This is a genomic window from Ramlibacter albus, from assembly GCF_014297445.1.
Taxonomy (GTDB): Bacteria; Pseudomonadota; Gammaproteobacteria; order Burkholderiales; family Burkholderiaceae_C; genus Ramlibacter; species Ramlibacter albus.
In genome coordinates, this window is record NZ_JACORU010000019.1 from 1 (window position 1) to 24,340 (window position 24,340).

General features: G+C 68.2%; 22 protein-coding genes. 15 read left to right on the top strand and 7 right to left on the bottom strand.

Going from position 1 to position 24,340, the window contains the following annotated elements; genetic code table 11:
- The first annotated feature begins 695 nt into the window (after positions 1-695).
- From H8R02_RS29085 to H8R02_RS29095, 3 genes are read left to right on the top strand one after another with little or no spacing between them, the layout of a single operon-like run.
- Positions 696-1,649 carry a transglutaminase family protein gene (locus H8R02_RS29085; RefSeq protein WP_187085391.1) on the top strand — a complete coding sequence of 318 codons (954 nt, stop codon included), beginning with the start codon at positions 696-698 and terminating at the stop codon, positions 1,647-1,649.
- Positions 1,646-2,164 carry a hypothetical protein gene (locus H8R02_RS29090; RefSeq protein ID WP_187085393.1) on the top strand — a complete coding sequence of 173 codons (519 nt, stop codon included), beginning with the start codon at positions 1,646-1,648 and terminating at the stop codon, positions 2,162-2,164. Before H8R02_RS29085 ends, H8R02_RS29090 begins: the two co-directional genes overlap by 4 nt.
- A complete protein-coding gene (locus tag H8R02_RS29095; RefSeq protein ID WP_187085395.1) occupies positions 2,152-2,541 on the top strand; it encodes a hypothetical protein in 390 nt (129 codons plus the stop codon). The genes H8R02_RS29090 and H8R02_RS29095 overlap by 13 nt, the downstream gene beginning before the upstream one ends.
- Before the next feature lie 582 nt (positions 2,542-3,123).
- Here the strand turns inward: H8R02_RS29095 and H8R02_RS29100 are convergent.
- Positions 3,124-4,575, bottom strand: a complete 1,452-nt coding sequence (locus tag H8R02_RS29100) for a cytochrome P450 (protein WP_255429631.1) — start codon at positions 4,573-4,575, stop codon at positions 3,124-3,126.
- Between the two features lie 118 nt (positions 4,576-4,693).
- On the opposite strand from H8R02_RS29100, the gene H8R02_RS29105 reads away from it, so the two are divergent.
- Positions 4,694-6,307, top strand: coding sequence for a flavin-containing monooxygenase (locus H8R02_RS29105; protein ID WP_187085397.1), 1,614 nt, complete (start codon positions 4,694-4,696; stop codon positions 6,305-6,307).
- Between the two features lie 173 nt (positions 6,308-6,480).
- Positions 6,481-7,380 carry an alpha/beta fold hydrolase gene (locus tag H8R02_RS29110; RefSeq protein ID WP_187085399.1) on the top strand — a complete coding sequence of 300 codons (900 nt, stop codon included), beginning with the start codon at positions 6,481-6,483 and terminating at the stop codon, positions 7,378-7,380.
- Between the two features lie 83 nt (positions 7,381-7,463).
- Here H8R02_RS29110 and H8R02_RS29115 read toward each other — a convergent pair whose 3' ends face one another.
- Both H8R02_RS29115 and H8R02_RS29120 read right to left on the bottom strand, forming a co-directional pair.
- Positions 7,464-8,447 carry a tripartite tricarboxylate transporter substrate binding protein gene (locus H8R02_RS29115; protein WP_187085401.1) on the bottom strand — a complete coding sequence of 328 codons (984 nt, stop codon included), beginning with the start codon at positions 8,445-8,447 and terminating at the stop codon, positions 7,464-7,466.
- Positions 8,448-8,541: 94 nt separating this feature from the next.
- Positions 8,542-9,426, bottom strand: a complete 885-nt coding sequence (locus H8R02_RS29120) for a LysR family transcriptional regulator (protein ID WP_187085403.1) — start codon at positions 9,424-9,426, stop codon at positions 8,542-8,544.
- Between the two features lie 90 nt (positions 9,427-9,516).
- On the opposite strand from H8R02_RS29120, the gene H8R02_RS29125 reads away from it, so the two are divergent.
- Genes H8R02_RS29125 through H8R02_RS29140 form a run of 4 tightly spaced genes read left to right on the top strand, consistent with a single transcriptional unit; the run spans position 9,517 to position 13,490 of the window.
- Positions 9,517-10,449: an NAD(P)-dependent oxidoreductase gene (locus H8R02_RS29125; RefSeq protein ID WP_187085405.1), complete on the top strand. Its 933-nt coding sequence runs from the start codon at positions 9,517-9,519 to the stop codon at positions 10,447-10,449.
- 10 nt (positions 10,450-10,459) lie between these two features.
- Positions 10,460-11,533: a cyclase family protein gene (locus H8R02_RS29130; RefSeq protein WP_255429632.1), complete on the top strand. Its 1,074-nt coding sequence runs from the start codon at positions 10,460-10,462 to the stop codon at positions 11,531-11,533.
- Between the two features lie 18 nt (positions 11,534-11,551).
- Positions 11,552-12,514 carry a tripartite tricarboxylate transporter substrate binding protein gene (locus H8R02_RS29135; protein ID WP_354004996.1) on the top strand — a complete coding sequence of 321 codons (963 nt, stop codon included), beginning with the start codon at positions 11,552-11,554 and terminating at the stop codon, positions 12,512-12,514.
- 13 nt (positions 12,515-12,527) lie between these two features.
- Positions 12,528-13,490, top strand: coding sequence for a tripartite tricarboxylate transporter substrate binding protein (locus H8R02_RS29140; protein ID WP_187085407.1), 963 nt, complete (start codon positions 12,528-12,530; stop codon positions 13,488-13,490).
- A 4-nt stretch (positions 13,491-13,494) separates the two neighbouring features.
- On the opposite strand, the gene H8R02_RS29145 is transcribed toward H8R02_RS29140, so the two are convergent.
- Together H8R02_RS29145 and H8R02_RS29150 are read right to left on the bottom strand one after the other, a co-directional pair.
- Positions 13,495-13,848 (bottom strand): hypothetical protein, encoded by a 354-nt coding sequence (locus tag H8R02_RS29145; protein WP_187085409.1) that lies wholly within the window; start codon positions 13,846-13,848, stop codon positions 13,495-13,497.
- Between the two features lie 49 nt (positions 13,849-13,897).
- Positions 13,898-14,887 carry a Bug family tripartite tricarboxylate transporter substrate binding protein gene (locus H8R02_RS29150; RefSeq protein WP_187085410.1) on the bottom strand — a complete coding sequence of 330 codons (990 nt, stop codon included), beginning with the start codon at positions 14,885-14,887 and terminating at the stop codon, positions 13,898-13,900.
- A gap of 180 nt (positions 14,888-15,067) precedes the next feature.
- Between H8R02_RS29150 and H8R02_RS29155 the strand changes: the two genes are divergently transcribed.
- From H8R02_RS29155 to H8R02_RS29180, 6 genes are all read left to right on the top strand, one after another.
- On the top strand, positions 15,068-15,835 hold the full coding sequence (locus H8R02_RS29155) for a molybdate ABC transporter substrate-binding protein (protein WP_187085411.1): 768 nt from the start codon (positions 15,068-15,070) through the stop codon (positions 15,833-15,835).
- 32 nt (positions 15,836-15,867) lie between these two features.
- Positions 15,868-16,716, top strand: coding sequence for a c-type cytochrome (locus H8R02_RS29160; protein ID WP_187085413.1), 849 nt, complete (start codon positions 15,868-15,870; stop codon positions 16,714-16,716).
- Between the two features lie 90 nt (positions 16,717-16,806).
- Positions 16,807-17,568, top strand: coding sequence for an HpcH/HpaI aldolase family protein (locus tag H8R02_RS29165; RefSeq protein ID WP_187085415.1), 762 nt, complete (start codon positions 16,807-16,809; stop codon positions 17,566-17,568).
- Between the two features lie 152 nt (positions 17,569-17,720).
- Complete coding sequence (locus H8R02_RS29170) at positions 17,721-18,086, top strand: nuclear transport factor 2 family protein (RefSeq protein WP_187085417.1); 366 nt, start codon at positions 17,721-17,723, stop codon at positions 18,084-18,086.
- Between the two features lie 82 nt (positions 18,087-18,168).
- On the top strand, positions 18,169-19,350 hold the full coding sequence (locus H8R02_RS29175) for an ABC transporter substrate-binding protein (protein WP_187085419.1): 1,182 nt from the start codon (positions 18,169-18,171) through the stop codon (positions 19,348-19,350).
- A 2-nt stretch (positions 19,351-19,352) separates the two neighbouring features.
- Positions 19,353-21,449 (top strand): hybrid sensor histidine kinase/response regulator, encoded by a 2,097-nt coding sequence (locus tag H8R02_RS29180; RefSeq protein ID WP_187085421.1) that lies wholly within the window; start codon positions 19,353-19,355, stop codon positions 21,447-21,449.
- Positions 21,450-21,453: 4 nt separating this feature from the next.
- Here the strand turns inward: H8R02_RS29180 and H8R02_RS29185 are convergent, their stop codons facing one another.
- Positions 21,454-23,076, bottom strand: coding sequence for a hybrid sensor histidine kinase/response regulator (locus H8R02_RS29185; RefSeq protein WP_187085423.1), 1,623 nt, complete (start codon positions 23,074-23,076; stop codon positions 21,454-21,456).
- Positions 23,077-23,081: 5 nt separating this feature from the next.
- Positions 23,082-24,248: an FIST signal transduction protein gene (locus H8R02_RS29190; RefSeq protein ID WP_187085425.1), complete on the bottom strand. Its 1,167-nt coding sequence runs from the start codon at positions 24,246-24,248 to the stop codon at positions 23,082-23,084.
- Positions 24,249-24,340: the final 92 nt, after the last annotated feature.

Below are 24,340 nucleotides of genomic sequence, written 5' to 3' on the forward strand. Positions count from 1 at the left end.
CTCGAAGGCCTGCAGACCCTCTGCGATACTGTGCCGACTCGGCTGCCCGCAGTGGCTCGCTGAGTGACGTGCATCTCAGCCTCTCCGGGCTGCGGACTTACACCACGTCAAGGGACACGACCCAGAGCTCACGGGTTCTCCTCCTAAATTGGACTCTTTTCCGTTATGGAGCGATCTCATTGCTGCGATTGCACTGCCAGCAGCTTACACCTGAGTGTGCCGAGAGCTGATCGCACATATTGCCTTCGCCGAGGGGCAAGCCGCACGCTTCGGGGAAGGGGAGACTCGCCCCATTACAGCTGATGGCACGCACCTGCGCGCAAGGCTCATCACCCTTTTGATTCGAGCCGCCTTACGACCGCTACCGGCCAATCGCAATCGCTCGCCGTGTCTATCGCCAAATGTCGGGTACCGGCAACCGCTGACAGTGGGAAGCGCCAACCTGACCGACCGCCGCCAGTCTGGACAGGTCGTTCCATTCGGCGCGCCGAACGACGGTTCTCGACTCAAAACGGTACGACCTAGATTGAAGCGTCCGACTCGTTCGTCTGCGCATCAGGTGCTAACGAGAACGAGGCAGATCCACTTCCTCCTCTACCCGTATGTCGTGAGGCGCAAACAACGCCTGTCAGTTCTGACAGGTGCCCTATCTCCAACGCCGTGATAAAAATTTAGTTCGCGACTTCGGGAGGCCAATGAGGCGCAGAACAGCCCTTGCGGGCATCCTTTCACTAGGCGCGCCCCTCTTTGCGGGCCCGTCGGCGATTGCCGGCTCCTCGCCCAACCGAGCAGACCGCGCTGCCCCATTCCCTTCGGCCGTCCGCGCGATTCTGGATCTTCCGGAAGACCGCATTGACGTCGGTCTTGCGGCGCTGACGTTCGCGAGCGTGGTGCACCCACGAATGGACATCGCCGCCTACTCCGCAAGGATCGATCAGATCGTCCGCGACGCGCGGACCCACATGCAGCGCAAACCAAGCCGCAATTACATCGACATCCTGATGGCGCTCAATTCGTACCTGTTCGATGTTTGGGGGATGCACTACGACCACTCGAAGGACGCCCGCGGGGTGCAGGCCAACTACTTCCTGAACGGCACCCTGGATACGAAGAAGGGCATGTGCATCACGATGCCGATGCTGTACCTGGCCGTTGCGCAGCGGCTGGGGCTTCCCATTGCGCCAGCCACGGCGCCTCAACACACGTTCCTGCGGTACATGCGCTTCATGGCGCCGCCGCACAACATCGAGGTCACGAGCGGTGGCGGCGTCATTACCGACGAGGGGTACATCAAGAAGTTCAGCATTCCCATGCGCGGTGTGGAGAGCGGGGCGTACCTGCGCACGCTCAAGCTGCGCGAGTACCTCGGCGTGATCATGATCCAGACCGCGCTCGTGCTTCACCCGGCCGGACACCGCCGCGAAGCGCTCGCGTATTTCGAAAAGGCCCGCGAACTGGATGCTCGCGACGTCGTGCCCCTCATGTACCTGGGCCAGTACTGGCGGCAGGAAGCACACGACGCGTACGTGAGCGGCTCGGCCGATCTGGCGGAGGCGTACTACCAGAGAGGATTGGCTTTCCAACGCCAGGCAAAGAATCTGGGCTTTGCCCTCAATCCCCTGGCCTCCCTACCTTCAGGAGGACCATGATGATGATCCGCAAGTTGATCGTTTCACTTTGCGCCGTAAGCTTCTCGACGGTTGTTGGTGCGACTTATGTCGACGCCAACCCCCTGACGGGGACCGACCCGATGGGGCTGGCAAACAGCAATGCGGCCAGGATGCCGGTTCCGAACAGGTCGAAATGCTTCAACTTCGACATCTTCGTGAACTACATCCGTGAAAACTCATTCAACTCGGAGGCACTGCTTGCCACGTTGGCCGCAACGCTGGCGCTTGGCACGATGCCCAAGAGCGCCGCGGAATTTCGTGGCTTTGGGCCGCGTGACCAGCTCAACCCGTGGACAGGCCAGCCAAGTCGGTGGGGTGGAAAATCAAGGGCCGATATCCGGGCTTTCCGTGAGTTCGGTCGAACGCCAGTGGCTCAAGGGATCGGCGCCACTTTCACGGCCGCCACGGCGTTCGAGGGCTACTACGATTGGGGTGTCATGATGATGGCAATGAACGAGGCAACCAAGCCCGAGGCGTGCCAATGCCGCATCTGAAAGCTGCTTTGCCGGAGGTGACCGAGGCAGAGATTCGGCGGCACGCATTGGAGCGGGTCGCCGCCATTTTCAGAAGGCCCGTCGAGCAAATCCAGCCCGCCATGGCCTGGGGAAGTGACCTGAGGGCCAGCTCAGTATCGGACTTCCGCTACAACGAACACGACACCCTCCTGCATGACATTCGCGATGTGGCCGACGCCAGGACGCTTGCCGAAATCGAGTCGGGGCAGCTGACGGTTCGCACTGTGGGCGAATACTGCGACCACATGGCCCGGTGCTACCAGACCAACCCGGCAGAGGTGGCCCATATCCTGAAGCTGCCGGGCCTCACTTCAACATCGAAGTGGCGAACGCTGCTTGAGCGAATCGGTTTCTGAGCCAGGAGTTCTTCGTTCTGACAACGATCTTCAACGACTGGCCCATTTTCGCGAGCATCCTCGTGCTCGCCGCGTCTCTTTTCGCCAGCGTTGGCGAGCTTGAACTCCTGAAATCGCGCGGCCCGGTATGCGTGACATGGGCCATCGGGGCATTGGGCGCGCTCGCAGCCACCGGCAGTTCCAGCTACTCGATCGTGATCAGGATCGCAGTGCTGGCCGTTTTGCTCGCAGCTTATGCGTGGGCGATTCGATGGATCCTCAGGGACTTGGGCCGCTGAAGCCCCGAATCCGGCGCGCCAAAATCTCCCGCCACCGACGCGAAGAAGACAGCTCCAGTTCCAGCAAGGAGGTATCGAGCTGCCGTCTCGAACACGATTCGAGTTCAGCCTCCAGTTCGCGGACTCTTTCGTGCACCAGGGCCCAACGATCGAATGCGGCACGGACCCACTCATCCCGAGCGGGGTCGGTTTCCTTGCTTTCGTACTTCACTTCGCCGCTCCATCCCAACGTTGGCGGTCTGCCTTCGGCCCGAAGGTAAACCAACACGGCGGGACGCGCATCCTGCGAACGCAGGATGCGCACTCACGCCGCGCGCAACGTCATCCTCAGGCCCACGGGCGCCATCGCGAACATCAGGCGCTCGGCCGGTTCGCTGCCATCTTCCGTGCCTACGCTGGCGAGCTCGAAGTTATCGAGCAGCGTCACCATCACCATCTTCATCTCCTGCAGCGCCAGGTAGCGCCCCGGGCACATCCGCGGCCCGGCGCCGAATGGCATCGACACCCGCTTGGCGGATGCCGGCGAGTACCCGCCCTCGCCCAGCCAGCGCTCGGGCTTGAACAGCTTCGCCTCGGGAACATGCTGGTCGTCGATGCTGTCATGGCGCATCAGGGCCATCACCATCGTGCCCGTCGGCACGGCAACGTCGCCGACGACGCCATCCTTCAAGGCCTCCAGCCCGAGCAGCGGCGCCACCGGCCGCAGCCGCATCGTCTCGTGCATGCACGCCTCGACGTAGTCCAGCTGCGCAAGTGCCTCCTGCGTGACCGGGCCGCCGCCGGCCATCACGCGGCGCACCTCGCCCTGTGCGCGCGCGAGCGCCTCGGGGTGCCGGGCGAGCAGCCAGATCGCCCATGCCAGCGTGTTCGCGGTCGTGTCCTCGCCGGCCAGCAGCATCGTCATCACGTTGCCGCTGACCTGGTCGTCGGTGATGCCGCTGCCCGGTTCGTCGGCAGCCACGATCATGGCTTCGAGCAGGTTCTGCGGCGCAGCGCGGCGCGCGGGGTCCGCCAGGCGCTCGCGCGCAGCGGCAATGAAGCCGTCGATGGCGCGATTGACCTCCACCAACGCGACGTCGAGCGCCTTGTCCGAAGGCAGCTTGAACCAGCGCCAGTACGGCAGCGGCGAGATGATCCGGGTGAAGAGCTTCGGGAAGATCTTGTCGAGGTGCCGCTGGATGATGTTCTCGTCGGAACCCAGCGTGTTGACGTCGGTGCCGAAGGCCAGGCCTGCGATCGCATCCACGGTGAAGCGCATCAGGTCGGCCTGCAGGTCCACGGCGCGCCCGCTGGCGGCCGCCTTGTGCCACAGGGTCGCGAGGCGCTCGCCGCACCGGACCAGCGAAGGGTAATAAGCTGAGACGTGGCCCGGGTCGAAGGCTGCCATCACCATGCGGCGCTGCCGCCGCCAGGCGTCGCCTTCGGCGCCGAAGAGGCCCGGCTTCATGCCCATCTCGAGGGCGATCCTTTGCTGGCGCAACGTGCGGCGGAAACCGTCGGGCCGCTCACGGAGAGCCGCGGCAACGGCCGCATGGTCGGCCGCGACCAGGACCGTGGTCGGGCCCATGCGCAGCCTGAAGAAACGGCCATAGGTCGAAGCCCATTGCGCAAGCTGCAGGTGCATGCGGGCGGGTTCGAGTTGCAACAGGTTGCCCACCAGGGGCCAACCCGCGGGGCCGGGCAGTTCGGCCAGTTGGCGCAGGGGTGCTGCAGGAGCGCCCGGGTCGCGCCCGTCGGTAGGCATCTGTGCGGACAATCGATCTTCCTCGTTGGGTGGGTCGCAAGCTTAGCGCGAACACCGCCGGGCGCACGCCCAGTGACACGTGGCCGCAAGCGCAGCAGAATCCCCCGCACCACCTGGGGGGACGCTGTCCATGAACCATACGGACGAAGCCGAACTTCTCGACCTGCTTATCGTAGGCGCAGGCTTCAGCGGCATGGCGATGCTGCACCGCTGCCGCGCCATGGGGCTTCGCGCACTCGCGATCGAAGCCGCGCCGAGCGTCGGCGGCACCTGGTACCACAACCGCTACCCCGGCGCGCGCGTGGACATCCAGAGCCTCGAATACTCCTTCTCCATCGACGAGGACCTGCAGCAGGAGTGGCACTGGACCGAGCGCTACGCATCGCAGCCGGAGCTGCTGCGCTATGCGAACCACGTGGCCGATCGCCTCGACCTGCGGCGCGACATCCGGTTGTCGACACGGCTCGAGGAAGCGCACTGGGACGAGGCGACTGCCACATGGCATGCGCAGGCCACCAACGGCAGCCGCTGGCGCGCTCGCTTCATCCTGATGGCCACGGGCCCGCTCTCCGCGCCGAGTTCACCGCACTTCGAAGGCCTCGACAACTTTGGCGGGCGCGTGCTGCACACGGCGGCATGGCCGCATGAACCTGTGGACTTCGAAGGCCTGAAGGTCGGCGTCGTGGGCACGGGGTCATCCGGGGTCCAGGTCATCCCGCAGCTCGCGCGTCGCGCGAAGTCGGTGACGGTGTTCCAGCGCACGCCCGCGTACGTCGTACCCGCGCACAACGGCCCGCTCGATCCGGCATGGGAGGCGAGCATCAAGGGCGACTACCCCGGCTTCCGCGCGCGAACGCGCAAGATGCGCGGCGGCTTCGGCAGCGAGCACCCGCCGTACATGGTGTCGGCACTGGACGTCGCGCCCGAAGAGCGGCAGGCGAGGTACGAGGAGCGCTGGCGCGTCGGCGGCTTCGCCTTCCTCGGCACCTTCTACGACACCATGCTGGACGAGCGCTCGAATGCGCTCGCGGCCGAGTTCGTCCGCGACAAGATCCGGGCCACCGTGCGCGACCCGCAAACAGCGGCCGCCCTCTGCCCCGACTACCCCATCGGCTGCAAGCGCCTGTGCGTCGACAGCGCCGGCTACTACGAGACGTACAACCTCCCGCACGTGTCGCTGGTGGACCTGCGCAAGTCGCCGATCGAGCGCGTCACCCAACGCGGCATCGTGAGCGGTGGAACGGAGCACGACCTCGATGTCCTCGTCCTCGCCACCGGCTTCGACGCCATGACAGGCACCCTCATGCGGCTGGACGTGCGGGGACGCGATGGCGCCACGTTCCGCGAGCAGTGGCAGCACGGCCCGTTGAACTACCTGGGCCTCATGACCCGCGGCTTCCCGAACCTGTTCCACATCGCCGGCGCGGGCAGCACGGCCGCTTTCACCAACGTGATCGTGAGCATCGAGCATCATGTGGACTGGATCGCGACGTGCATCGCGTGGATGCGCGAGCGCGGCCTCGCGAGCATCGAACCGGGCGAGGACGCGCAGGCCGCCTGGATGGACTACGTGCTGCAAACCGCCAAGGGCACCGTGATGCTCGGTTGCAACTCCTGGTACCTGGGCGCCAACGTGCCCGGCAAGCCGCGCGTGTTCATGCCGTTGATCAGCGGCTACCCGGCTTATGCGGAGCGTTGTGCGCAGGTCGCGGCACGCGGCTATGAGGGGTTCGTCCTGGAGTGACAGACGGCAATCACGCTCCACACTCCTATCGAAAGCGGGCAGGTAGGCCTGCTATGTTGCGCTGCCACAGACGTACGAAACCGCACATGAGCGAACCTTTGCGCCTGCTACGCTGCGCCCGAGAGAACATAGTGGCCCGCGAGCCAGCTGCCACTCACCTCTTTGGAGACTCCATGAAATCGATCATGAGCTTCGTACGAACGTCCTTCCTCGCCCTTTCGACGTTGCTGATTGCATCATGCAGCGCCCCAGTGCGGGCCCCCTGGAACGTGCCGGAAAACGTGAATGTCATGAACGTCAACGGGTACCCCATGGCTTATGTGGACGAAGGCCGCGGGCCGCTTCTCGTGATCGTTCACGGCACGTTGGCGGACTATCGCACCATGGCACCCCTGAGCGCGCTCTCCGATGCATTCACAGTGCGCCGGGTGAGCCTGCGCCACTTTTTCCCGGAGAAATGGGACGGTAGCGGCGCCACCTTTTCGGCGAGGCAGCATGCGCTGGACCTTGCCGCAATGCTCGAGCGCGCGGGGCCGCCGGTCGACTTGATGGGTTGGTCCTCTGGCGGGCTGGTTGCGTATGAGGTGGCGCGAACGCGGCCCGAACTCGTACGCCGGCTTATCCTCGTGGAGGCGGTCACAGGTTCACTGCTGGGTCGGGAAACGGAAGCGGCTATCGCAGCGCGCAAGAAGCGAACGAGCGACTTTGCTGCAACTCTCCGCGCGGATGTCGCCCGTGGCGCAGCGGCGGCCGTCGACGCGATCAACGGTGCCGGTGCATGGGAGCGGATGCCGCCGGAGAACAGGCAGATCGTGAGCGACAACGTGTGGAGCGTGGTCGGAGCGGGCATGGACGATCCTCGGCCCGTCGAGTGCGCCGAGTTTGGCGCGCTCAAAATGCCCGTCCTGCTGATCCAAGGCGAAAGGACCGCGCCGCGTTTCAAGGAAATCGTCGCCGCTCAGGCACGTTGTTTGCCGACAGCGCGCCTCGTCACGATCCCGAACGCCGGTCACCCTTCCCACCGCGAGAACCCGACCGCCATGAACGAGGCGGTGCGACAGTTCCTCAAGTAAGAGCCGGACGCGATCTAACGCCTGACGACTTCGCAGGGGCTGGTGGCTGCTTCTGGCCCGGAAGTGGCCGTCATTGCCCCCACCTACTCGTCGGCCTTCACGCCGGTCTCGTCGATCACCTTCGACCACTTCGCAAGCTCCGCGCGCAAACGCCCCGACGCCTCGGCCGGGGTCTGCGGCGGCAGGGTGTAGACGCCTTGCTGCAGGAACTGCTCCTTCGCAGCCGGGTCCTGCATGATCTTGCCGATCTCCGCGTTCAGTCGAGCCATCACGTCCGAAGGCGTGCCTGCCGGCGCCATGACACCGAAGGTGGACACTACGTCGAAGTCCTTCCAGCCCGACTCGTTGACGGTGGGCACGTCGGGCAGCATGGAGATGCGCTGCGGCGTGGTGACGGCCAGGGCCCGCAGCTTGCCCGCGCGGACCTGCTGCAGCGCGGCGGGCACGGTTTCGGCTGCCATCAGCACCTGCCCGCCCACGAGGTCGGTCATTGCCGGGCCGCTGCCCTTGTACGGCACATGGATCATGTCGGCGCCGCTTTGCACGCGGAACATCTCGACCGCCATGCGCTGCGGCGCTCCCGCGCCCGAAGACGCATAGGTCAGCTTCTTCGGGTTGGCCTTCGCGTAGGCGACGAGCTGCTGGAAGCTCGTGGCCGGCACCGACGGGTGCACCACGAACACCAGCGGGACGTAGCCCACCACCTGCACCGGCGCCAGGTCCTTCTGCAGGTCGTACGAGAGCTTGCCGCGTTCGAGGCGCGCCATGGTCGAGTGCGATGTCATGGCCGCCATGAGCAGCGTGTAGCCATCCGGCTTCGCTTTCGCAACGAGGTCCGCGCCGATGTTGCCGCCGGCGCCGCCGCGGTTGTCGATGACGACCTGCTGGCCGACCGCGGTGGACAGGCGCTGCGCGATGATGCGGCCGATCACGTCGGTGGCGCCCCCGGGCGGGTAAGGGACGACGAGCTTGATCGGGTGCTCCGGCCAGGCGGCGAGCGCCGCAACGGGCAGCAAGGCGGCGATGACGACACTGGCGCACATCGCGCGGCGAAGGATGCGGGGCATGGGGCTTGTCTCCTGACGTGGTAGGTACTGCGAGCGGCAAGTGTGCCGGATTCGCTGGGCGTTGTGGCCCTCAAGTACCTGCCCGGGGAAATCGTCAAACGTGCTGCTGCGCCAGCAGGTCCACCAGGCGCTGGGTGGCCGCGGAAAGGAACCCCTCCGCGCGGTACGCCACCACCAGGCGCCTGACCATCGTCGTTTCCCGCAAAGGGACTTCCTTGAGACCCGAGCGCGAGGCCTGCGGCCCGAGATGGTGGCGCGAGATGAAGCTGAGCAGGCCCGTCTGCACGATGAGGGCAGGAAGCATCAGCAGCATCGTGCTCTCGACCTGCACATTCGGGCGAGGCAGGCGCTTCCTGTCGAAGGTGTGGTCGAGCCAGTCGCGGGCCGGGGCGCCCTGCGGCTGCAGCGCCCAGCGGTAACGGGTCAGGTCCTTCAGCGTCACGGGTTTGCGAAACAGCTCGTGCCTGGCGCTGGCGGCGACGACGATCGCGTCCTGCGCCACCACCTTCGACACGATGCCCTCCTCGGCGTGCATCTCCGTTCCGATGACGATGTCGAGTTCGCCCTGGCGGAGCATGGGCCGCAGCGCGTCGACGAGGCCCACGACGGTGCGCAAGGTGACGTCGGGCCCCTCCTGCAGCAGCTGGCGTGCCGCGGCAGGCAGCAGGAACTGCGCCGCCGTCGGAACGATCCCTACGCGCACCTGCCCCGCCAGGCCCGAGCCCACGGCGGCGATCTCGCGCTTCGCATCCTCCAGGTCGAAGCGCATGCGCTTGGCCCACTTGAGCAGGATCCTGCCCTCCGGGGTCAACCGGATGCCGCGGCCCGCGCGTACGAACAGCGGTGCGCCGCAGCTCTCCTCCAGCCGGCGGATGCTGCTGGTCAGCGCGGGCTGGCTGCGATGCAGGCTCTGCGTCGCACGCCCGACGTGCTGGAGTTCGGCGATCGTCTCGAAGTAGCGCAGGTCGCGCAGGTCCATTGCAAAAGTCCCATGAATGAGTCGGCAGAAATTATCGATTGGACCCGGGGCATTGACCAGTCGACACTGCGGCCATAACAGGAGACAAGTGTGAGCACCCAACCCGCCATCGTGGTCACGGCAGACGACCTCGCGCCGCAGGCCGTCGAGCTGCTGCAAGGCTACGAGCTCGTCTATGCCGGAAAGACGCCGTCCGAGGAAGACATCGCGGCGCTGTGCAGGCGCCATGACCCGGTGGCGATCCTCGTGCGCTACGGCAAGGTGGGAGCACTCGCGATGGACGCGGCGCCGCACCTGCGCGTCATCTCCAAGCACGGCAGCGGCACCGACACGATCGACAAGGTGCAGGCCAGGGCGCGCGGCATCGAAGTGCGCGCCGCGACAGGCGCCAACGCCGCGGCCGTTGCGGAACAGGCGCTCGCGCTGCTGATGGCCTGCGCCAAGTCGGTCCCGCAGCTCGATGCGCGCATGCACGCCGGGCACTGGGACAAGGCGACGCACAAGAGCCTCGAACTCGGCGGCCGCACGGTCGGCGTCGTGGGCCTCGGCGCCATCGGCCAGCGTTTCGCGAAGATGGCGAAAGGCATGGAGATGCGCGTCATCGGGTTCGACCCGTATGCGCAGAACGTGCCGGACTACATCGAGATGGTCGACCTGCCGGCGCTCTGGCGATCCGCCGATGTCATCTCGCTGCACTGCCCCCTCACCGAGGACAACCGCAACCTGCTGAACGCGGAGACGCTCGCACGCTGCAAGCGCGGCGTGATCGTGGTGAACACCGCGCGCGGCAGCCTCATCGACGAGGCCGCGCTGCTCGCCGCCGTGCGGTCCGGGCAAGTCGCGAGCGCGGGGCTGGACAGCTTCGCCGTGGAACCCATGGTGCAGGGGCATCCTTTCCAGCGGCAACCCGGATTCATCCTCAGCCCGCACGTGGGCGGCACGACCACCGACGCGTATGTGAACATGGGCGTTGCGGCAGCGCGCAACCTGCTTGCTGTCATCGCCGGCTCGGCCGCGCACTGAGGGCATCATCATGAGCAACGCACGTTGGAAGAATTCACCGCCCGGCAGCCATTGGGGCGAGTTCGGCCCGGATGACCAGCTCGGCCGGATGAACCTGGTGGACGCCGGCAAGGTGCGCGAAGGCGTCGCCGAAGTGAAGGCCGGGGTCACCTTCTGCCTGTCGCTGCCGCTCGACGTCCCGGGCGGCATGACGCTCAACGCCCGCCGCATGCCGCCGCGCCTGTACGCCACGCTGCGCGACGGCAAGAGCGCCGGCGCGCAGGGTTACGGGTGGTCCTACGCCAGCGAGGACCCCTCGCTCACCGACGTCGTGTGCGACGAGGTCATGCTCATGAACACGCAGTACTCGACCCAGTGGGACAGCCTCGCGCACATGGGCAGCCGCTTCGACGCCGATGGCGACGGCGAGGCCGAGATCGTGTTCTACAACGGCTTCCGCGGCGACCGGGATATCCACCCGGCCGCGGAGGACCCGCATGCTGCCGCACCGTGGGCGCGCTTCCCGGACCCGAAGGCCGCCGTGCTGGGCATCGAGAACCTGGCCCGCCACGGCGCGCAAGGCCGCGGCGTGCTGGTCGACCTTGAGCACCACCTCGGGCGGCAGCGCAAGGCGGTCGGCTACGACGAACTGATGCGCATCATGCAGGCCGACGGCGTGGAGGTCGAGCCGGGCGACATGGTCTGCCTGCACACCGGTTTTGCCGACACGCTGCTGGCGATGAACCGGCAGCCCGACGTGAAGCGCTTGCACGACACCGGCAGCGGCCTGGACGGCAATGACCCCAAGCTGTTGAACTGGATCGTCGACGTGCGCCTGGCCTGCCTCATTGCCGACAACCCCGCGGTCGAGCTCGTGGAGGCGCCGAAGCTGGCGCAACCCGGCGGCGGCATGAAGCGGCCGCGCCTTCCCTTGCATGAGCATTGCCTCTTCAAGAACGGCATCCACCTGGGCGAGCTGTGGTACCTCACCGACCTCGCCCGCTGGCTGCGTGCAGCAGGGCGGTCGCGGTTCCTGCTGACCGCGCCGCCGCTTCGCCTGCCCGGCGCCGTGGGTTCACCCGCGACACCGATCGCCACCGTCTGAAAATTCCAAGGAGACCTCGTGAAAGCCATTTCGAAGATCCTGCTGGCCGCCGCATGCCTTGCAGCGCAAACGCAAGTGCACGCCGCGTGGCCGGACAAGCCCATCAAGCTCGTCGTGCCCTATTCGGCAGGCGGTGCCGCCGACGCCTTGGCGCGGGCCGTCGCGACCGAGCTGGGGCTGCGCCTGAAGCAGCAGGTGATCATCGACAACAAGCCCGGCGCGGGCGGCACCATCGGCGCCCAGTCGGTAGCCACGGCGCCCGCGGACGGCTACACCTTCCTCTATGACGCGACGTCGTTCGCCGTCAACCCGAGCCTCTACCCGAAGCTGCCGTTCAATTACGGCAAGGACTTCGTGCCGGTCTCGATGGTCGCTCGCATCCCGACCTTGCTCGTCGTGCCGGCATCGTCGCCCTTCAAGACCGTGGCGGACCTCGTCGAATACGCGAAGAAAAACCCTGCGAAGCTGTCCTATGCATCGGCAGGCAATGGCGGGGCGGCCCACCTGAGCGGCGAACTCTTCAAGCAGGGCTACAAGATCTCGCTCGTCCACATCCCTTACCGGGGTGGCGCACCTGCCCTGACAGACGTGGCGGGTGGCCAGGTGGACATGATGTTCAGCGCCGTGACGGCGTCGGGCCCCATGGTCAAGGCGGGCCGGCTGCGGGTGCTGGCCACGGCCTTCGACAAGCGGCTCGGATCGATGCCCACCGTTCCCACCGTCGCCGAGGCGGGCCTCAAAGGCTTCAGCGCCTACGAATGGAACGCGATCTTCGCGCCCGCCGGCACGCCGGCCGACGTGGTCAAGCGCATGGACGCCGAGATGCGCGACGTGCTGGCGTCGCCCGCCATGCGCGAGCGCTTCGCCACGCTCGGCGCCCTGCCCGCCGCGGGCGGCGCGAAGGAACTCGGCGACTTCGTCTCGGCCGAGTCGGCCAAGTGGGCGACGGTGATCAAGACGGCGCAGATCAAGGTCGATTGACAGGAGACACACCATGCATATCCGCAACGCAATTTGTACCGCCCTGCTCTTGGCGGCCGCCGCCGTCGCCAACGCGCAGGCGTGGCCGGCCAAGCCGGTTCGCATCGTGGTGCCCTACCCGCCGGGCGGCGCCGTCGACAGCGTGACGCGCAAGGTGGCGGCGCGCCTGACGGAGCAGACCGGCCAGAGCTTCTTCGTGGAGAACAAGGCCGGCGCGACCAGCACGATCGGCGCGATGCAGGTCGTGCAATCGGCGCCGGACGGCTACACGCTCGTCGCCAACGACACGACGTACGCGCTGCTGCCCCACATCTTCAAGAAGCTGCCGTTCGACCACGAGAAGGACCTGCAGCCTGTGGCCGCCTTCGTGTTCGCCCCGATGGCCGTCGTGGTGCGTGCCGACTCCAAGTTCAAGACGCTCGACGACCTGTTGAAGGCCGCTCGCGCCGAGCCGGGCAAGCTGAGCTACGGCACCGGCGGCGCGGGTACCATGCCCCACTTCGCGAGTGAAGCGCTCGGCATCGCGACCGGCACGCGCTTCCTGCATGTGCCCTTCAAGGGCGCGGGGGAAGCGACGCAGGCGCTGCTGTCCGGCACCATCGACTACCAGATCGCGTCCACGCCCGGCGTCATGGGCCAGGTGCAGGGCGGCAAGGTGAGGCTGCTGGCCATCAGCGGCGACAAGCGCCTGCCCGCGCTGCCGCAGGTGCCCACGTTCGCGGAGGCGGGTGTCAAGGGATACGGCGTCGTGAACTTCACCGGCTGGTGGGCGCCGAAGGGCACGCCCGCCGAAGTCACGGCGCGGCTGCAGAAGGAAATCGCGACCGCCATGGCGAGCGCGGACATGAAGGCTTACGCCGACAGCATCGGTGCCGAGGCGGGGTACTGGGATGCGCCTGCGTTCACGAAGAACCTGCGCGAGCGCACGGCGTTCTGGGCCAAGGTGGTTGCGAATTCGGCTTTCGAGAAGCAGTGACCGCTTAGCGCCGGCGCCTGCCCAGCCTTCGCGCGTTCGCGACGGCCGTGCGGTGCACCGGCGCGATGCCGGCACTCAGGAGCGCGGTCATCGCGCGCGAACCCGCCTGGACCCAGTTGCCTTGCAGGAACTGCAGCGGCGCCAGCCACCACTGCATCCACATGGCCATCCACGCCTGCGAGAACGCGGCAACCTTCTCGGAGCCCATGCGCATCATCTCCGCGCGGTCGCGCGCGTCGGGCTGGTTCCCATGCTCGGCCATTCGAAGCAATCGCAATGTGACCACCGCCGGTGCGGCCAGCGCGAGTTCGGAGGATTTCTTCGCAAGCGCGGCGGTTCGGCGTCGGTGAGTGGGCATGCGCCTACTGTGCATGGCTCGCGGGCCATGCCGTGTAGGCGAGCTGCGCTCATGCGTCGGCGGTGAATCCCACCTGCTTCACGATGGGCCCCCACTTCACGCGGTCCTTCGCCAGGATGTCCACGAACTCCGCCGGCGTCGTGGTCATGGTTTCCAGGCCGAAGGTGGCCAGGCCATCGATGACCTCCTTGCTCGCGAGTGCGACCTTCAGCGCGGCATTCACGCGCGCCACGACGTCGGGCGCCGCGCGCGGCGGCAGGAAGAAGCCGAACCACTCGCTGTGCTGCAGCTCGGGGAAGCCCTGTTCCGAATAGGTCGGCACGTTGGGTGCGAAGCGGTTGCGCTTCGCACCCGAGACCGCGAGGATGCGGATCTTGCCGCCCGGCAGGTGCTGGATGAGGTCGCCGATGGGGCCGCTCACCGCGGCGATCTGGCCGCCCACGCAGTCGAGCATGGCCGGCTGCGTGCCGCGGTACGGCGCATGCTTCAGGTCCACGTGCTGCGTGACGGCCATCAGCGCGGGGATGAAGTGCGGCGTCGATCCCGCGGCGGGCGACCCGTAGTTGGCTTGCGGCGGGTTGGCCTTGGCCCACGCGAGGAAGCCCTTCACGTCGGTGACGCTCGCCGGCACCATGGGCCCCACCGCGAGGCCGAAGTCGAAGACGGTGGCGATCGTCACGGGTGTGACGTCCGCCACGGGGTCGTACGGCAGGCGCTTGTAGATGTGCGGGTAGATCGTGAACATCGACGTGGGCGACTGCAGCAGCGTGGTGCCGTCGGGCGGCAGCGTCTTCATCGCCTGGATGGCGATCTGGCCGCCGGCGCCGGTGCGGTTCTCCACCACGGCCGAGCGCGCGTACGTTCCCGTGAGGGCCTGCGCCACGCGGCGGCACGTGGTGTCGGACGTGCCACCGGGCGGGAAGCCCGTGATGATCTTCAGGCTCTCGATGCCGGCCTGCGCGAGCGCTTCTTGCGCAACGGCTGCCAGCAGGGCGCCGGCGGATCCGGCCTGGAGGAAGGTGCGGCGGGAAAGCGCCATGGAAGGTCTCCTGAGTGGGTTGTGCGAGCCGCACGGATTTTGTCAGGGTTGCACCCGGACGATTGAACGGGTTAACGCTAGCCCCGTCGCGCAGGCCGGCCCCCGGGCGTACTCGCGGATTGACAGCCACAACGCAGCCGGTTAAACCACCCGTCTTGCTTCCTTCGCTGGAGGTGGACCATGCGCCTTGCACGTTCCCTGCTGCTTTGCGCAGCGCTTCTCTCGGCTGCCGCGTCCGCGGCCGAACTCAAGGTCTTCATGGCCGAGGCGCTCAGTGCGGCCATCGACCCGATCACGCGGGACTTCGAGCAGGCCACCGGCCACAAGGTGACGCTGGTGTACGCCACGGCCGGCGTGCTGCGCGAGCGCGTGCGGGCCGGCGAAGCGGTCGACGTGGTGCTGCTGCCGCGCTCGGCCTTCGATCCGCTGATGGCGGAACAGAAGTTCATGGCCGGCACCCGCACGCCCGTCGCGCAGTCGATGATCTCGATCGCGGTGCGGCGTGGTTTTGCCAAGCCCGATGTGTCGAGCGTCGATGCGCTGAAAGCGTCGCTGCTTGCTGCGCGAGCGATCGCGCACTCCGACCCCGCAGGAGGCGGCGCGATCGGCGTCCACGCGGCCAAGGTGATCGAGCAGCTGGGCATCGCCGAGCAGATGCGGCCGAAGACCCGGACCACGCCCGGCGGCGGCTTCCACGAGCTGCTGGTCAAGGGCGAGGTGGACCTCGCGTTCGTGCAGCCGGTCACCGCGGCGCGGTACCCCGAACTGGAGATCGCGGGCCCGTTGCCTGCGCAATTGCAGGACCTGGACAACTTCGTTTACGTGGCGGCAGTCGCGGCAAATACGCGCGAGCCGGCTGCCGCACGCGCGTACATCCAGCACCTCGCGTCGCCGGCGGCCGCGGGGGTGATCAAATCGAAAGGCATCGAGCCGCTGGGCCAACGGTGAGTCGCCGCGCGAGGTTTTTGATGAACACCTGCATGACACGGATGTCGCTGGCTGCAGCGCTCGCGTTCGCCTGCGGCACTGCGCTGGCCCAGGGAAAGGCTGCCGACCTCGAACGGGGCAAGTACCTTGTCGAGGGCGTCATGGCCTGCGGCCATTGCCATGCGGCGCGCGTGAATGGCGAACGCAAGCCCGCGCTCGGCCTGGCCGGCGGCATCGCATTGCCGGAGCCGACGTATCGGGCTTTCGCGCCGAACATCACACCGGACCCGGAGACCGGTATCGGCAAGTGGTCGGATGCCGAACTCGGGCGCGCGATCCGCGAAGGCATCCGGCCGGACGGCAGCGTCATCGGGCCGCCGATGCCCTTCGACAGCTACCGCGCCATTTCGGACGATGACCTGCGCGCGATCGTCGTGTACCTGCGCGCGCAACCCGCGGTGCGCAATGACGTGCCGAAGTCCGTGTACCCGGAACAGCTGAAGCCGTACGGTCCGCCGCTGGCGAAGGTTTCGGGGCCCGATCCCCGCGACCGGATTGCCACGGGCAAGTACCTCGTCGAACTCGCGCACTGCATGGGTTGCCATACGCCGCGCGACGAGAAAGGCATGGCCCTCAAGCAGTTCACCGGCGCCGGCGGCCAGTTGCTGAAGCGGCCGTACGGCGACAGCCTGAGCCGCAACCTCACGCCGCACGAGAGCGGGCTGCGCGACTGGACGCAAGCGCAGTTCGCGGCGGCGCTGCGCGAGAACGTCAGCCCGCAGGGGATCAAGTACAAGCCCGTCATGCCCACTGCGGCGTACGGCACGATCGCCGATGCCGACATTGCGGCGATGCTCGCGTACCTGCGCTCGCTGCCGCCGCTGCCTTTCGGCGGGCGGTAGTTTGCGGGCCGCCCTTGTGCGGCCATGCAAGCCTGCACGAGAATGCGCGTCACGGGCGCGGCCCGCACCAGGAGGGACTCGATGGCTCGAATGACCCCAGTCAAAGACAGGCTGCGCGAGAAGTCCGCTCCGCTGTCCTGCTACCTGAACCTCATTCCCTCCGCAGTGGCCACGCAGGCCATCGCCGCAGCGGGCGCGGACATCGTCATCATCGACCAGGAGCACGGGCCCATCGGGCCCGAGAGCGTCCACGCGATGGTGGCAGCCACTGCAGGCACTTCGTGTTCGCCCTGGGTGCGCGTTCCGCTCGCGCAAGCCGATCATGTGAAGACGGCGCTCGATGCGGGCGCCGAGGGCATCGTGTTCCCGCTCGTGCGCACGGCGCAGGACGCGGCCGAATGCGTGGCACTCACCCGTTACCCCCCGAAAGGCAAGCGCGGCTGGGGGCCGTTCGTCGCACACGCACGGTGGGGCACGCCGCTGTTCGAGCACCTCGCGCATCGCGGCGACTCGACGGTGTGCTGCCTGTTGATGGAAACCGTCGCGGCGGTGGAAAACGCAGAAGCGATCTGCAAGGTCGAGGGTATCGACTGCATGGTGATAGCGCCGTTCGACCTGTCCACGGAGCTCGGTGTGTCCGGCCGCATGGATGCGCCGCAACTGCGCGAAGCGGTGCAGCACCTTGAGAAGACCGTCCTCGCCGCGGGCATCCCGCTCGGCGGGGCGGCGATGACGCGCGAGCAGTCACTTGCGATGCGCGCGCGCGGCTACACGCTCATGGCGCACCACTTCGACGTGCTGGTGCTGGGCCAGTTCGTGCGGGAGTCCCGCAGTTGGCTCGCGGGCCCATGACGGGTCCCCAGCTACACGTCGGAGCATGGCTGGAAATGACGCGGCCGGTATACGCCGCATGGCAATCGACGTCAACTTGCGAAACACTGTGGCCTGCCGCGGGGGCGCGTGGCACACTTGAACGACGCTCAACCTGCCACGAGGAGACACCGATGCTGACTGTGGAGAAGACAGCCGAATACGTGAAGCGCTGGGTCGCCGCATTCGAGTCGAAAGACCTCGACCGCGTGCTGGCGTTCTACACCGACGACGTGATCTTCCACTCCCCGCTGGTCGCGCGCCTGAGCCACGACCCCAGCGGCACCATCCAGGGCAAGGCGGCGCTGCGCGCGTACGTCAGGAAAGGCTTCGAGGTCTTCGACCACATCAAGTTCACGGTGCTCGAAGTGCTGCGCGGCGTGGACAGCATCGCCATCCACTACAAGGGCATCACGGGGACGCACGTGGTCGAAGTGCTGTTCTTCGACAGGGACGGGATGGTGCGCGAGTCATACGTGCACTACGCGTCGGCCGATTGACGGGCACGGCGGGCGCGGCGTAGGACGCGTCCGACGAAGCGAGGCGCAGCCCAGCCCTACACTGCCAAGCCGGAGGTCATTCATGAGCCGGCATCGCGCATGGAAGGTGGTCGCCTTCCTCTTTTTTCTCGCGGGCCTTTTGCCGCGCGCCTTCGCGGCCGAACCGGTGCTCGTGGGCATCGACGCGGAATTCGGGCTGCAGAACAGCACATCGGCCCAGGCGGTGGAGCTGGGCGTGCGCCTGGCCGCCGCGGAGATCAACGCGGCAGGCGGCGTGCTGGGCCGGCCGCTGGAGATCGTCACCAAGGACCACCGCTCGATCGCGGCGCGCGGCATCAAGAACATCGAGGAGTTCGCCGCGGACAAGCGCGTGGTGGCCGTCTTCGGCGGGCGGTTCAGCCCGGTCATCATCGAGCAGTTGCCGCTGCTGCGGCAATCCGGCCTGCCGTTCCTCGCCGTCTGGTCGGCCGCCGACGCCATCGTCGACAACGGCAGCATGCCCAACTACGTGTTCAGGCTGTCCCTGCGCGACAGCCTGGCCATGCCTTTCATGTTGCGCGCCGCGGCCGACCGCGGCCTCGACAAGGTGGGCCTGCTGCTGACGAACACGTCGTGGGGCCGCAGCAACTTCGCCGCCGCGGAGAAGTACGGCGCCTCGAGCGGGCGGCCCGCGATCGTGGGCGCGGCCTGGTACAACTGGCAGGACGCGTCGCTCGTGGACCGCTACCGCAAGCTCGTGGACCAGGGCGCGAAGGCCATCGTGCTCGTGGCCAACGACGACGAGGCCGCCCTGCTGGTGCGCGAGGTCGCGCAGCTGCCGGCGGCGCGCAGGGTTCCGATCATCAGCCACTGGGGCATCACCGGCGGGCGCTTCGTGGCAGCAGCGGGGCCCGCGCTCGGGCAGGTCGACGTGTCCGTGGTGCAGACCTTCAGTTTCTTCAAGGCGCGGCCCGCGCCGCTGAAGCGATTCATGGAGACCGCGCGCCGCGTGGCCGGCATCCAGCGCATCGAGGACATCGAAAGCCCCGTCGGCGTGGCCCACGCCTATGACATGACGCACCTGCTCGCCAAGGCGATCGGCCTGGCCGGCGGCACCGAGCGCGCGGCCGTGCGTGCCGCGCTGGAGCGCCTGCCGCCTCACGACGGGCTCGTGCGCCGATACGCGCCCGCCTTCACCGCGCAACGGCACGAAGCGCTCGACGCGCGCGAGCTGCTGCTGGCGCGCTACCGCGAGGACGGCGTGCTCGTGCCGGCCGCCAGATAGCGATGCGCAACCTGCTGCCCCGCAGCCTGGCCGGCCGCTTCGGCCTGGCGAGCGCCGCGATGGCGGCTGCCGCGGTGCTGATCGTGTCGCTCGGCTCGTCGTGGCTGATCGAGCGGCAGCAGGCGGCCGCCGAACGCCGCTTTGCCGTGCGCGAGCGCGAGTTCCATGCCGAGAACGTGTCGAGCACGCTGCACGCGCTGGCGGCGCGCATGGCGGAGGTGGCGGGCAGCACGATCCTGGCAACGGGGCTCGTGGACAGCGCCGGCAAGGAGACGTATCTCGCGCCTTTCCTCGGCGGCATCCGGCAGGTGAACGGCCTGCCGGTGCAACTGCTGTTCACCGACTTCGAAGGCAAGGAGATCGCGGCGAACGGCAACGCGCGGTTCGTCCCGGGCGAGGTGCAGTGGCTGCGCAACCAGCTTGCCACAGGCCGCAGCGCGGCGGCCGTGGTGCAGTCGCCGGGCGGCGCGGTGCTGCTCGCGCTGGAGCCGCTGCGGTACTCGCGCACCACGACGCCGGAGGGCGCGGTCTTCTACAAGGTGCGGCTGGCCGACCTGGCGCTGGACCCCGGCCTTCACCTGGCCTGGGGCCCCGGCGGCAACGGCGCGGACGACACGCCGGTCGACGTGCCAGAAATCTTCAAGCCGCTCGCGATCCGCGTCACCGGCAACTCGCTGGCGGCGCCGCCGGGGTCAGCACCGCACGTCGAGTACCTCGGCGCCGCCGTGCTGGCGCTGGTGGCCTTTGCCGTGCTGTTCCTGCTGGGGCGGCGGCTGGCCGAGAGGCTCACCAGCGACCTCTCGGCGCTGGAGAGCTTCTCCAGCAAGGTCGCGACCGCGCAGGCCGGCGCCGGCAGCGCGCCGGCGGGCCGCAGCAGCGAGGTGGCGAGCCTGGCGAGCTCCATCAACATGATGCTCGAGCGCCTGGCTCAGCAGAACGAGGCGCTGCAGGCCGAAGGCCGCAAGCTCGCCGACCTGGCCGAGGCGCTGCGCACCGCCGACAGGCGCAAGGACGAATTCCTCGCGATGCTCGCGCACGAGCTGCGCAACCCGATGGCGCCGATCAGCACCGGAGCAGAGCTGCTGCGCCTGGCCGGCTCCAGCGACCCGAAGGTGCAGCGCACCGCCGAAGTGATCGGCCGGCAGGTGGGCCACATGAAGAAGATCGTCGACGACCTGCTCGATGTCTCGCGCGTCACGCGCGGGCTGGTGCAGCTCGACCTCGCGCCGATGGACCTGTCTGTCGCGGTGCGCGCCGCTGCCGACCAGCTGCAGCCGGTGGCCGAGAAACGGCATGTCGCACTGACGGTGGACGCGCCGGCCGGCGGCGCGTACGTCATGGGCGACCTGGAGCGGCTCGTGCAGGTGGTGGCCAACCTGCTGCACAACGCGACGAAGTTCACGCCCGCGGGCGGCGCCATCCGCGTGAGCGTGCGCGTCGAGGAAGGCAACGCGGTGGTCGAAGTGGCGGACACGGGGGCGGGCATCCCGGCCGAGTTCATGCCGGAACTCTTCGGCCTCTTCACGCAGAGCGAGCGCATGGCCGACCGCTCGCAGGGCGGCCTCGGCCTCGGCCTCGCACTGGTGCGCAAGCTGGTGGAGCTGCACGGCGGCAGCGTCGGCGCGCACAGCGATGGCGTGGGCCACGGAGCCACTTTCACCGTGCGGTTGCCGCTGGCGCAGGCGCCGGCCGCCGCCGAACCCGCGGTGCCGGCGCCGCCGCGCGAAGCGCCGCCCGGCGCCTGCATCCTGCTGGTGGACGACAACGCCGATGCGGCCGACACGCTCGCCGCCCTGCTGCGAGCCACCGGGCACGATGTGGCCGTGCGCTATTCGCCGCAAGCGGCGATCGAAGCCGCGCAGCAAGTGCGCTTCGACGCCTGCGTGCTCGACATCGGCCTGCCGGGCATGGACGGCACGCAGCTCGCCCGGCAGTTGCGCACCTTGCCCGGCGCCTCGGCGGCGAGGTTCATCGCGCTGACCGGCTATGGGCAGAGCGACGACCGCGCGAAGACGGCCGACGCCGGCTTCCACCACCACCTCGTCAAGCCGGTCGATCCCGACGAACTCGTGGCGGCCCTCGCCAGCGCGCGGCAGTGAAGCCTCACGCGGCCGCAGGCGCGGACGGGTTCATCACGGCATGGACCTGCTCGATGCTCACCGGCTTGACCAGGTGCGCATCGAACCCCGCAGCCGCCGTGCGGCGCATGTCGTCCGGGCTGCCGTAGCCGGTGAGCGCGACAAGGCGGCCCTGCCGCCCGAAGCGGCGCCGCCATTCGCGCGCGGTCTCGTAGCCGTCCATGCCGGGCAGGCCGATGTCCAGCAGCACGAGGTCGGGCACCCCCGCATCCCCCCTGGCGGTGCGCAGGGCGGTCTCGCCGTCGTGCGCCACGACCACGGCGGCGCCCATGAGCCGCAATACCTCGGCGAGCGATTCGGCCGCATCGATGTTGTCGTCCACCACCAGCACTCGCAGGCCTTGCGGCACGCCGTGCGCAGCGCGTGGCTGCCGCTCGGCGGGCACGGAGACGGCGTCGACGCGCGGCAGGCACACTCGGAACTCGCTGCCGCAACGCGGGCCCTCGCTGTGCGCGCTGACCCGGCCGCCGTGGAGTTCGACCAGCGTGCGAACCAGGGTCAGGCCTATGCCGAGCCCTCCCGGCGCGCGGTCGAGGGAGCCCGGCACCTGCGTGAACATCTCGAAGATGCTGTCGAGCATCTCGCGGGGGATGCCAGCGCCGTTGTCGCGCACGCGCACCGTCACTTCCTTCCCATCGGCGTCGCACGCGACTTCGATGCGCCCGCCGGGCTCGGTGTACTTCGCGGCGTTGTTCAGCAGGTTGGAGAACACCTGCACGAGCCTGACGCGGTCGCCGTTGACCTTCAGGCCGGCCCCGCCGCGCAGCACCTCGAGGTGGTGCCGGCGGCTTTCCAGCAGGGGCCTGCTCGCGTCCACGGCCGCGGCCATGACATCGTCCAGGTCCAGGTGGTCGCGGCGCAGCTCGATCAGTCCGCGGCTGACCCGCGACACGTCGAGCAGGTCGTCCACGAGGTGCGTCAGTTGCTGCAGCTGGCGGGTGATCACGTCAAGCGTCCGCTGCGTTCGGGCCGGGTCCGCGAGGCCGCCCCGCTTGAGGATCTCGATGCCGCTGACCACCGGCGCGAGCGGGTTGCGCAGCTCGTGCGCGAGCATCGCGAGGAATTCGTCCTTGCGCTGGTGTTCGATGCGCAGCTGCCGGTTCAGCTCGGCGGCCGACGCGCGGGCGGCATCCAGGGCGCGTGCCAGCTGGTGCGCGCGCTGCGCGGCTTCGCGCGACTCCTCGGCCTCTGCACGGCCCAGCCGCAGCTCCTGCTGCGCTTTCAGCACGGCGGCCAACAGCGGCATCGCCGCCCGGAACTCCTGCGGGAACTCCACCTGCGTGTCACCCAGCAGGATGAAGGTGCAGCCCGAAAGGGACAAGGCATGCGCGTGGCAGGCGCGGCCCGCGACCGCAACCTCGGCGCGGACTTCGTTCTCGTGCAGGCAGCGCTCGAGCAGGCTTCGCCAGGAGCGGCCCGCCTCGACGGTCTTGGGCATTCCCGGCGCCGGCAGCAGGATGCCCAGCTCGCTGTCGCGCACGAGGATCGCGAGGTCGTGCGCGCCCAGCGCCGCGGCGACCGCGTGCGCCGTCGCCTGCCTGCCGGCAATGTCGGCAAGCTCATCGATGAGCCGCCGCAGTTGCGGCATTGCAGTCACTCCGGCAAGACGCAGACCACCGCGGTGCAGTTGTGGAATCCGCTGAACTGCCCCTCCGCCCGTGCGATCTGGCCGTAGGTGTTGCAGCCGACGAAGCCGGCCGGCTTCAGCAGGTCGGCACAGGCCTGCAGTTCGTCCTCGAAGGCACGCCCCAGCCGCAACCGGGTCGCGACACAGTCGAACACGAACGCCGCCGCCGGCTTGTGGCCCGCCAGCGCATGCAGGGCCGACTCGGTGGCCTGCCGCGCGGCCTGGATGGCGGACTGCGCATTGGCTTTCATGATGTGCACCACCGACCCCTCGGGGATGGCGGCCGCGCACGCGATGGAGCCGTTCTCGCCGATCGCGAGCGGCACCCGCAGCCGGAAGCCTTCCGGCGAGCGGATGCCGATGACGTTGTGCAGGAAGAAAGGCAAGGGGTCGGCCGCGTCGAAGCCCTGGTTGGACTGCCGGGCGTAGGCCTCGATCGCCTCCAGGGCAGGCGCGCCATTGAGGCCGAGCAGCTGCGTCCCGTTCGCTTCGGTCACGCGCATCGGCTCGCTCGCCGGCTCCCAGCCGTGCGCAACGCCGATGCCCAGCGGCTTGGCCGAAAGGATTTCGAGGGCGCAGACCGCGTTGGTGTACGACTTCGTGCCGACGAACACGTGCGTGGTCTGGAAGCGGCCGTCGTCACCCGCACCGCCGCCGAAGAAGCGGTATTCGCCGCCGGTGCGCAAGGTGAGGTCCTCCACCAGCGCGTCGGTATGGCCCGCGAGCGCGTCGGTCATTACCAGCGCGCTGCGGTACGGCAGCGGGGACTTGGAGATGCCGCGGAAGGCTTCGGTGACCTGGCGTGCCGCCTCGACGGGGTTCGAGCTGACGCCCTGGCCGAGACCTACCGCGAATTGCATGTCGCGCGAGCGGATGCCCAGCGCCGAGACCTGACCTTCGCCGCGGCCCTGGTCGGTGAATTCGCCCGCGGACGAAGAGCCCGCGATGCACTGCGTCCCCGCCGACTCGGCGAGTGCGGCGAGTAGTACATCGTAGTCGTGGCGTGCGGATGCGAACACGACGACGGCGTCGGGAGCCGAGCCGCCGAATGCGTCGCGCAGGCTGCGGCCCAGCTCGTTGCCCGCCGCGGCACTGTCGCTCGCTTGCGTGAGTGCGATGGTGGTTTGTGTCATGCCGTGCCCCCTTTTGCACCCCGGGAGTTTGCGCCCTGCTCGGCATGCGACGTGTAGGACGCGGCCTGCTTCAGGAGCGCAATCGCGCCCAC

Coding starts and splice junctions, on each gene's coding strand:
- H8R02_RS29085 (WP_187085391.1), top strand. CDS start 696: ATGAGGCGCAGAACAGCCCTTGCGGGCATCCTTTCACTAGGCGCGCCC.
- H8R02_RS29090 (WP_187085393.1), top strand. CDS start 1,646: ATGATGATGATCCGCAAGTTGATCGTTTCACTTTGCGCCGTAAGCTTC.
- H8R02_RS29095 (WP_187085395.1), top strand. CDS start 2,152: ATGCCGCATCTGAAAGCTGCTTTGCCGGAGGTGACCGAGGCAGAGATT.
- H8R02_RS29105 (WP_187085397.1), top strand. CDS start 4,694: ATGAACCATACGGACGAAGCCGAACTTCTCGACCTGCTTATCGTAGGC.
- H8R02_RS29110 (WP_187085399.1), top strand. CDS start 6,481: ATGAAATCGATCATGAGCTTCGTACGAACGTCCTTCCTCGCCCTTTCG.
- H8R02_RS29115 (WP_187085401.1), bottom strand. CDS start 8,447: ATGCCCCGCATCCTTCGCCGCGCGATGTGCGCCAGTGTCGTCATCGCC.
- H8R02_RS29120 (WP_187085403.1), bottom strand. CDS start 9,426: ATGGACCTGCGCGACCTGCGCTACTTCGAGACGATCGCCGAACTCCAG.
- H8R02_RS29130 (WP_255429632.1), top strand. CDS start 10,460: ATGAGCAACGCACGTTGGAAGAATTCACCGCCCGGCAGCCATTGGGGC.
- H8R02_RS29140 (WP_187085407.1), top strand. CDS start 12,528: ATGCATATCCGCAACGCAATTTGTACCGCCCTGCTCTTGGCGGCCGCC.
- H8R02_RS29145 (WP_187085409.1), bottom strand. CDS start 13,848: ATGCCCACTCACCGACGCCGAACCGCCGCGCTTGCGAAGAAATCCTCC.
- H8R02_RS29150 (WP_187085410.1), bottom strand. CDS start 14,887: ATGGCGCTTTCCCGCCGCACCTTCCTCCAGGCCGGATCCGCCGGCGCC.
- H8R02_RS29155 (WP_187085411.1), top strand. CDS start 15,068: ATGCGCCTTGCACGTTCCCTGCTGCTTTGCGCAGCGCTTCTCTCGGCT.
- H8R02_RS29160 (WP_187085413.1), top strand. CDS start 15,868: ATGACACGGATGTCGCTGGCTGCAGCGCTCGCGTTCGCCTGCGGCACT.
- H8R02_RS29165 (WP_187085415.1), top strand. CDS start 16,807: ATGACCCCAGTCAAAGACAGGCTGCGCGAGAAGTCCGCTCCGCTGTCC.
- H8R02_RS29170 (WP_187085417.1), top strand. CDS start 17,721: ATGCTGACTGTGGAGAAGACAGCCGAATACGTGAAGCGCTGGGTCGCC.
- H8R02_RS29175 (WP_187085419.1), top strand. CDS start 18,169: ATGAGCCGGCATCGCGCATGGAAGGTGGTCGCCTTCCTCTTTTTTCTC.
- H8R02_RS29180 (WP_187085421.1), top strand. CDS start 19,353: ATGCGCAACCTGCTGCCCCGCAGCCTGGCCGGCCGCTTCGGCCTGGCG.
- H8R02_RS29185 (WP_187085423.1), bottom strand. CDS start 23,076: ATGCCGCAACTGCGGCGGCTCATCGATGAGCTTGCCGACATTGCCGGC.
- H8R02_RS29190 (WP_187085425.1), bottom strand. CDS start 24,248: ATGACACAAACCACCATCGCACTCACGCAAGCGAGCGACAGTGCCGCG.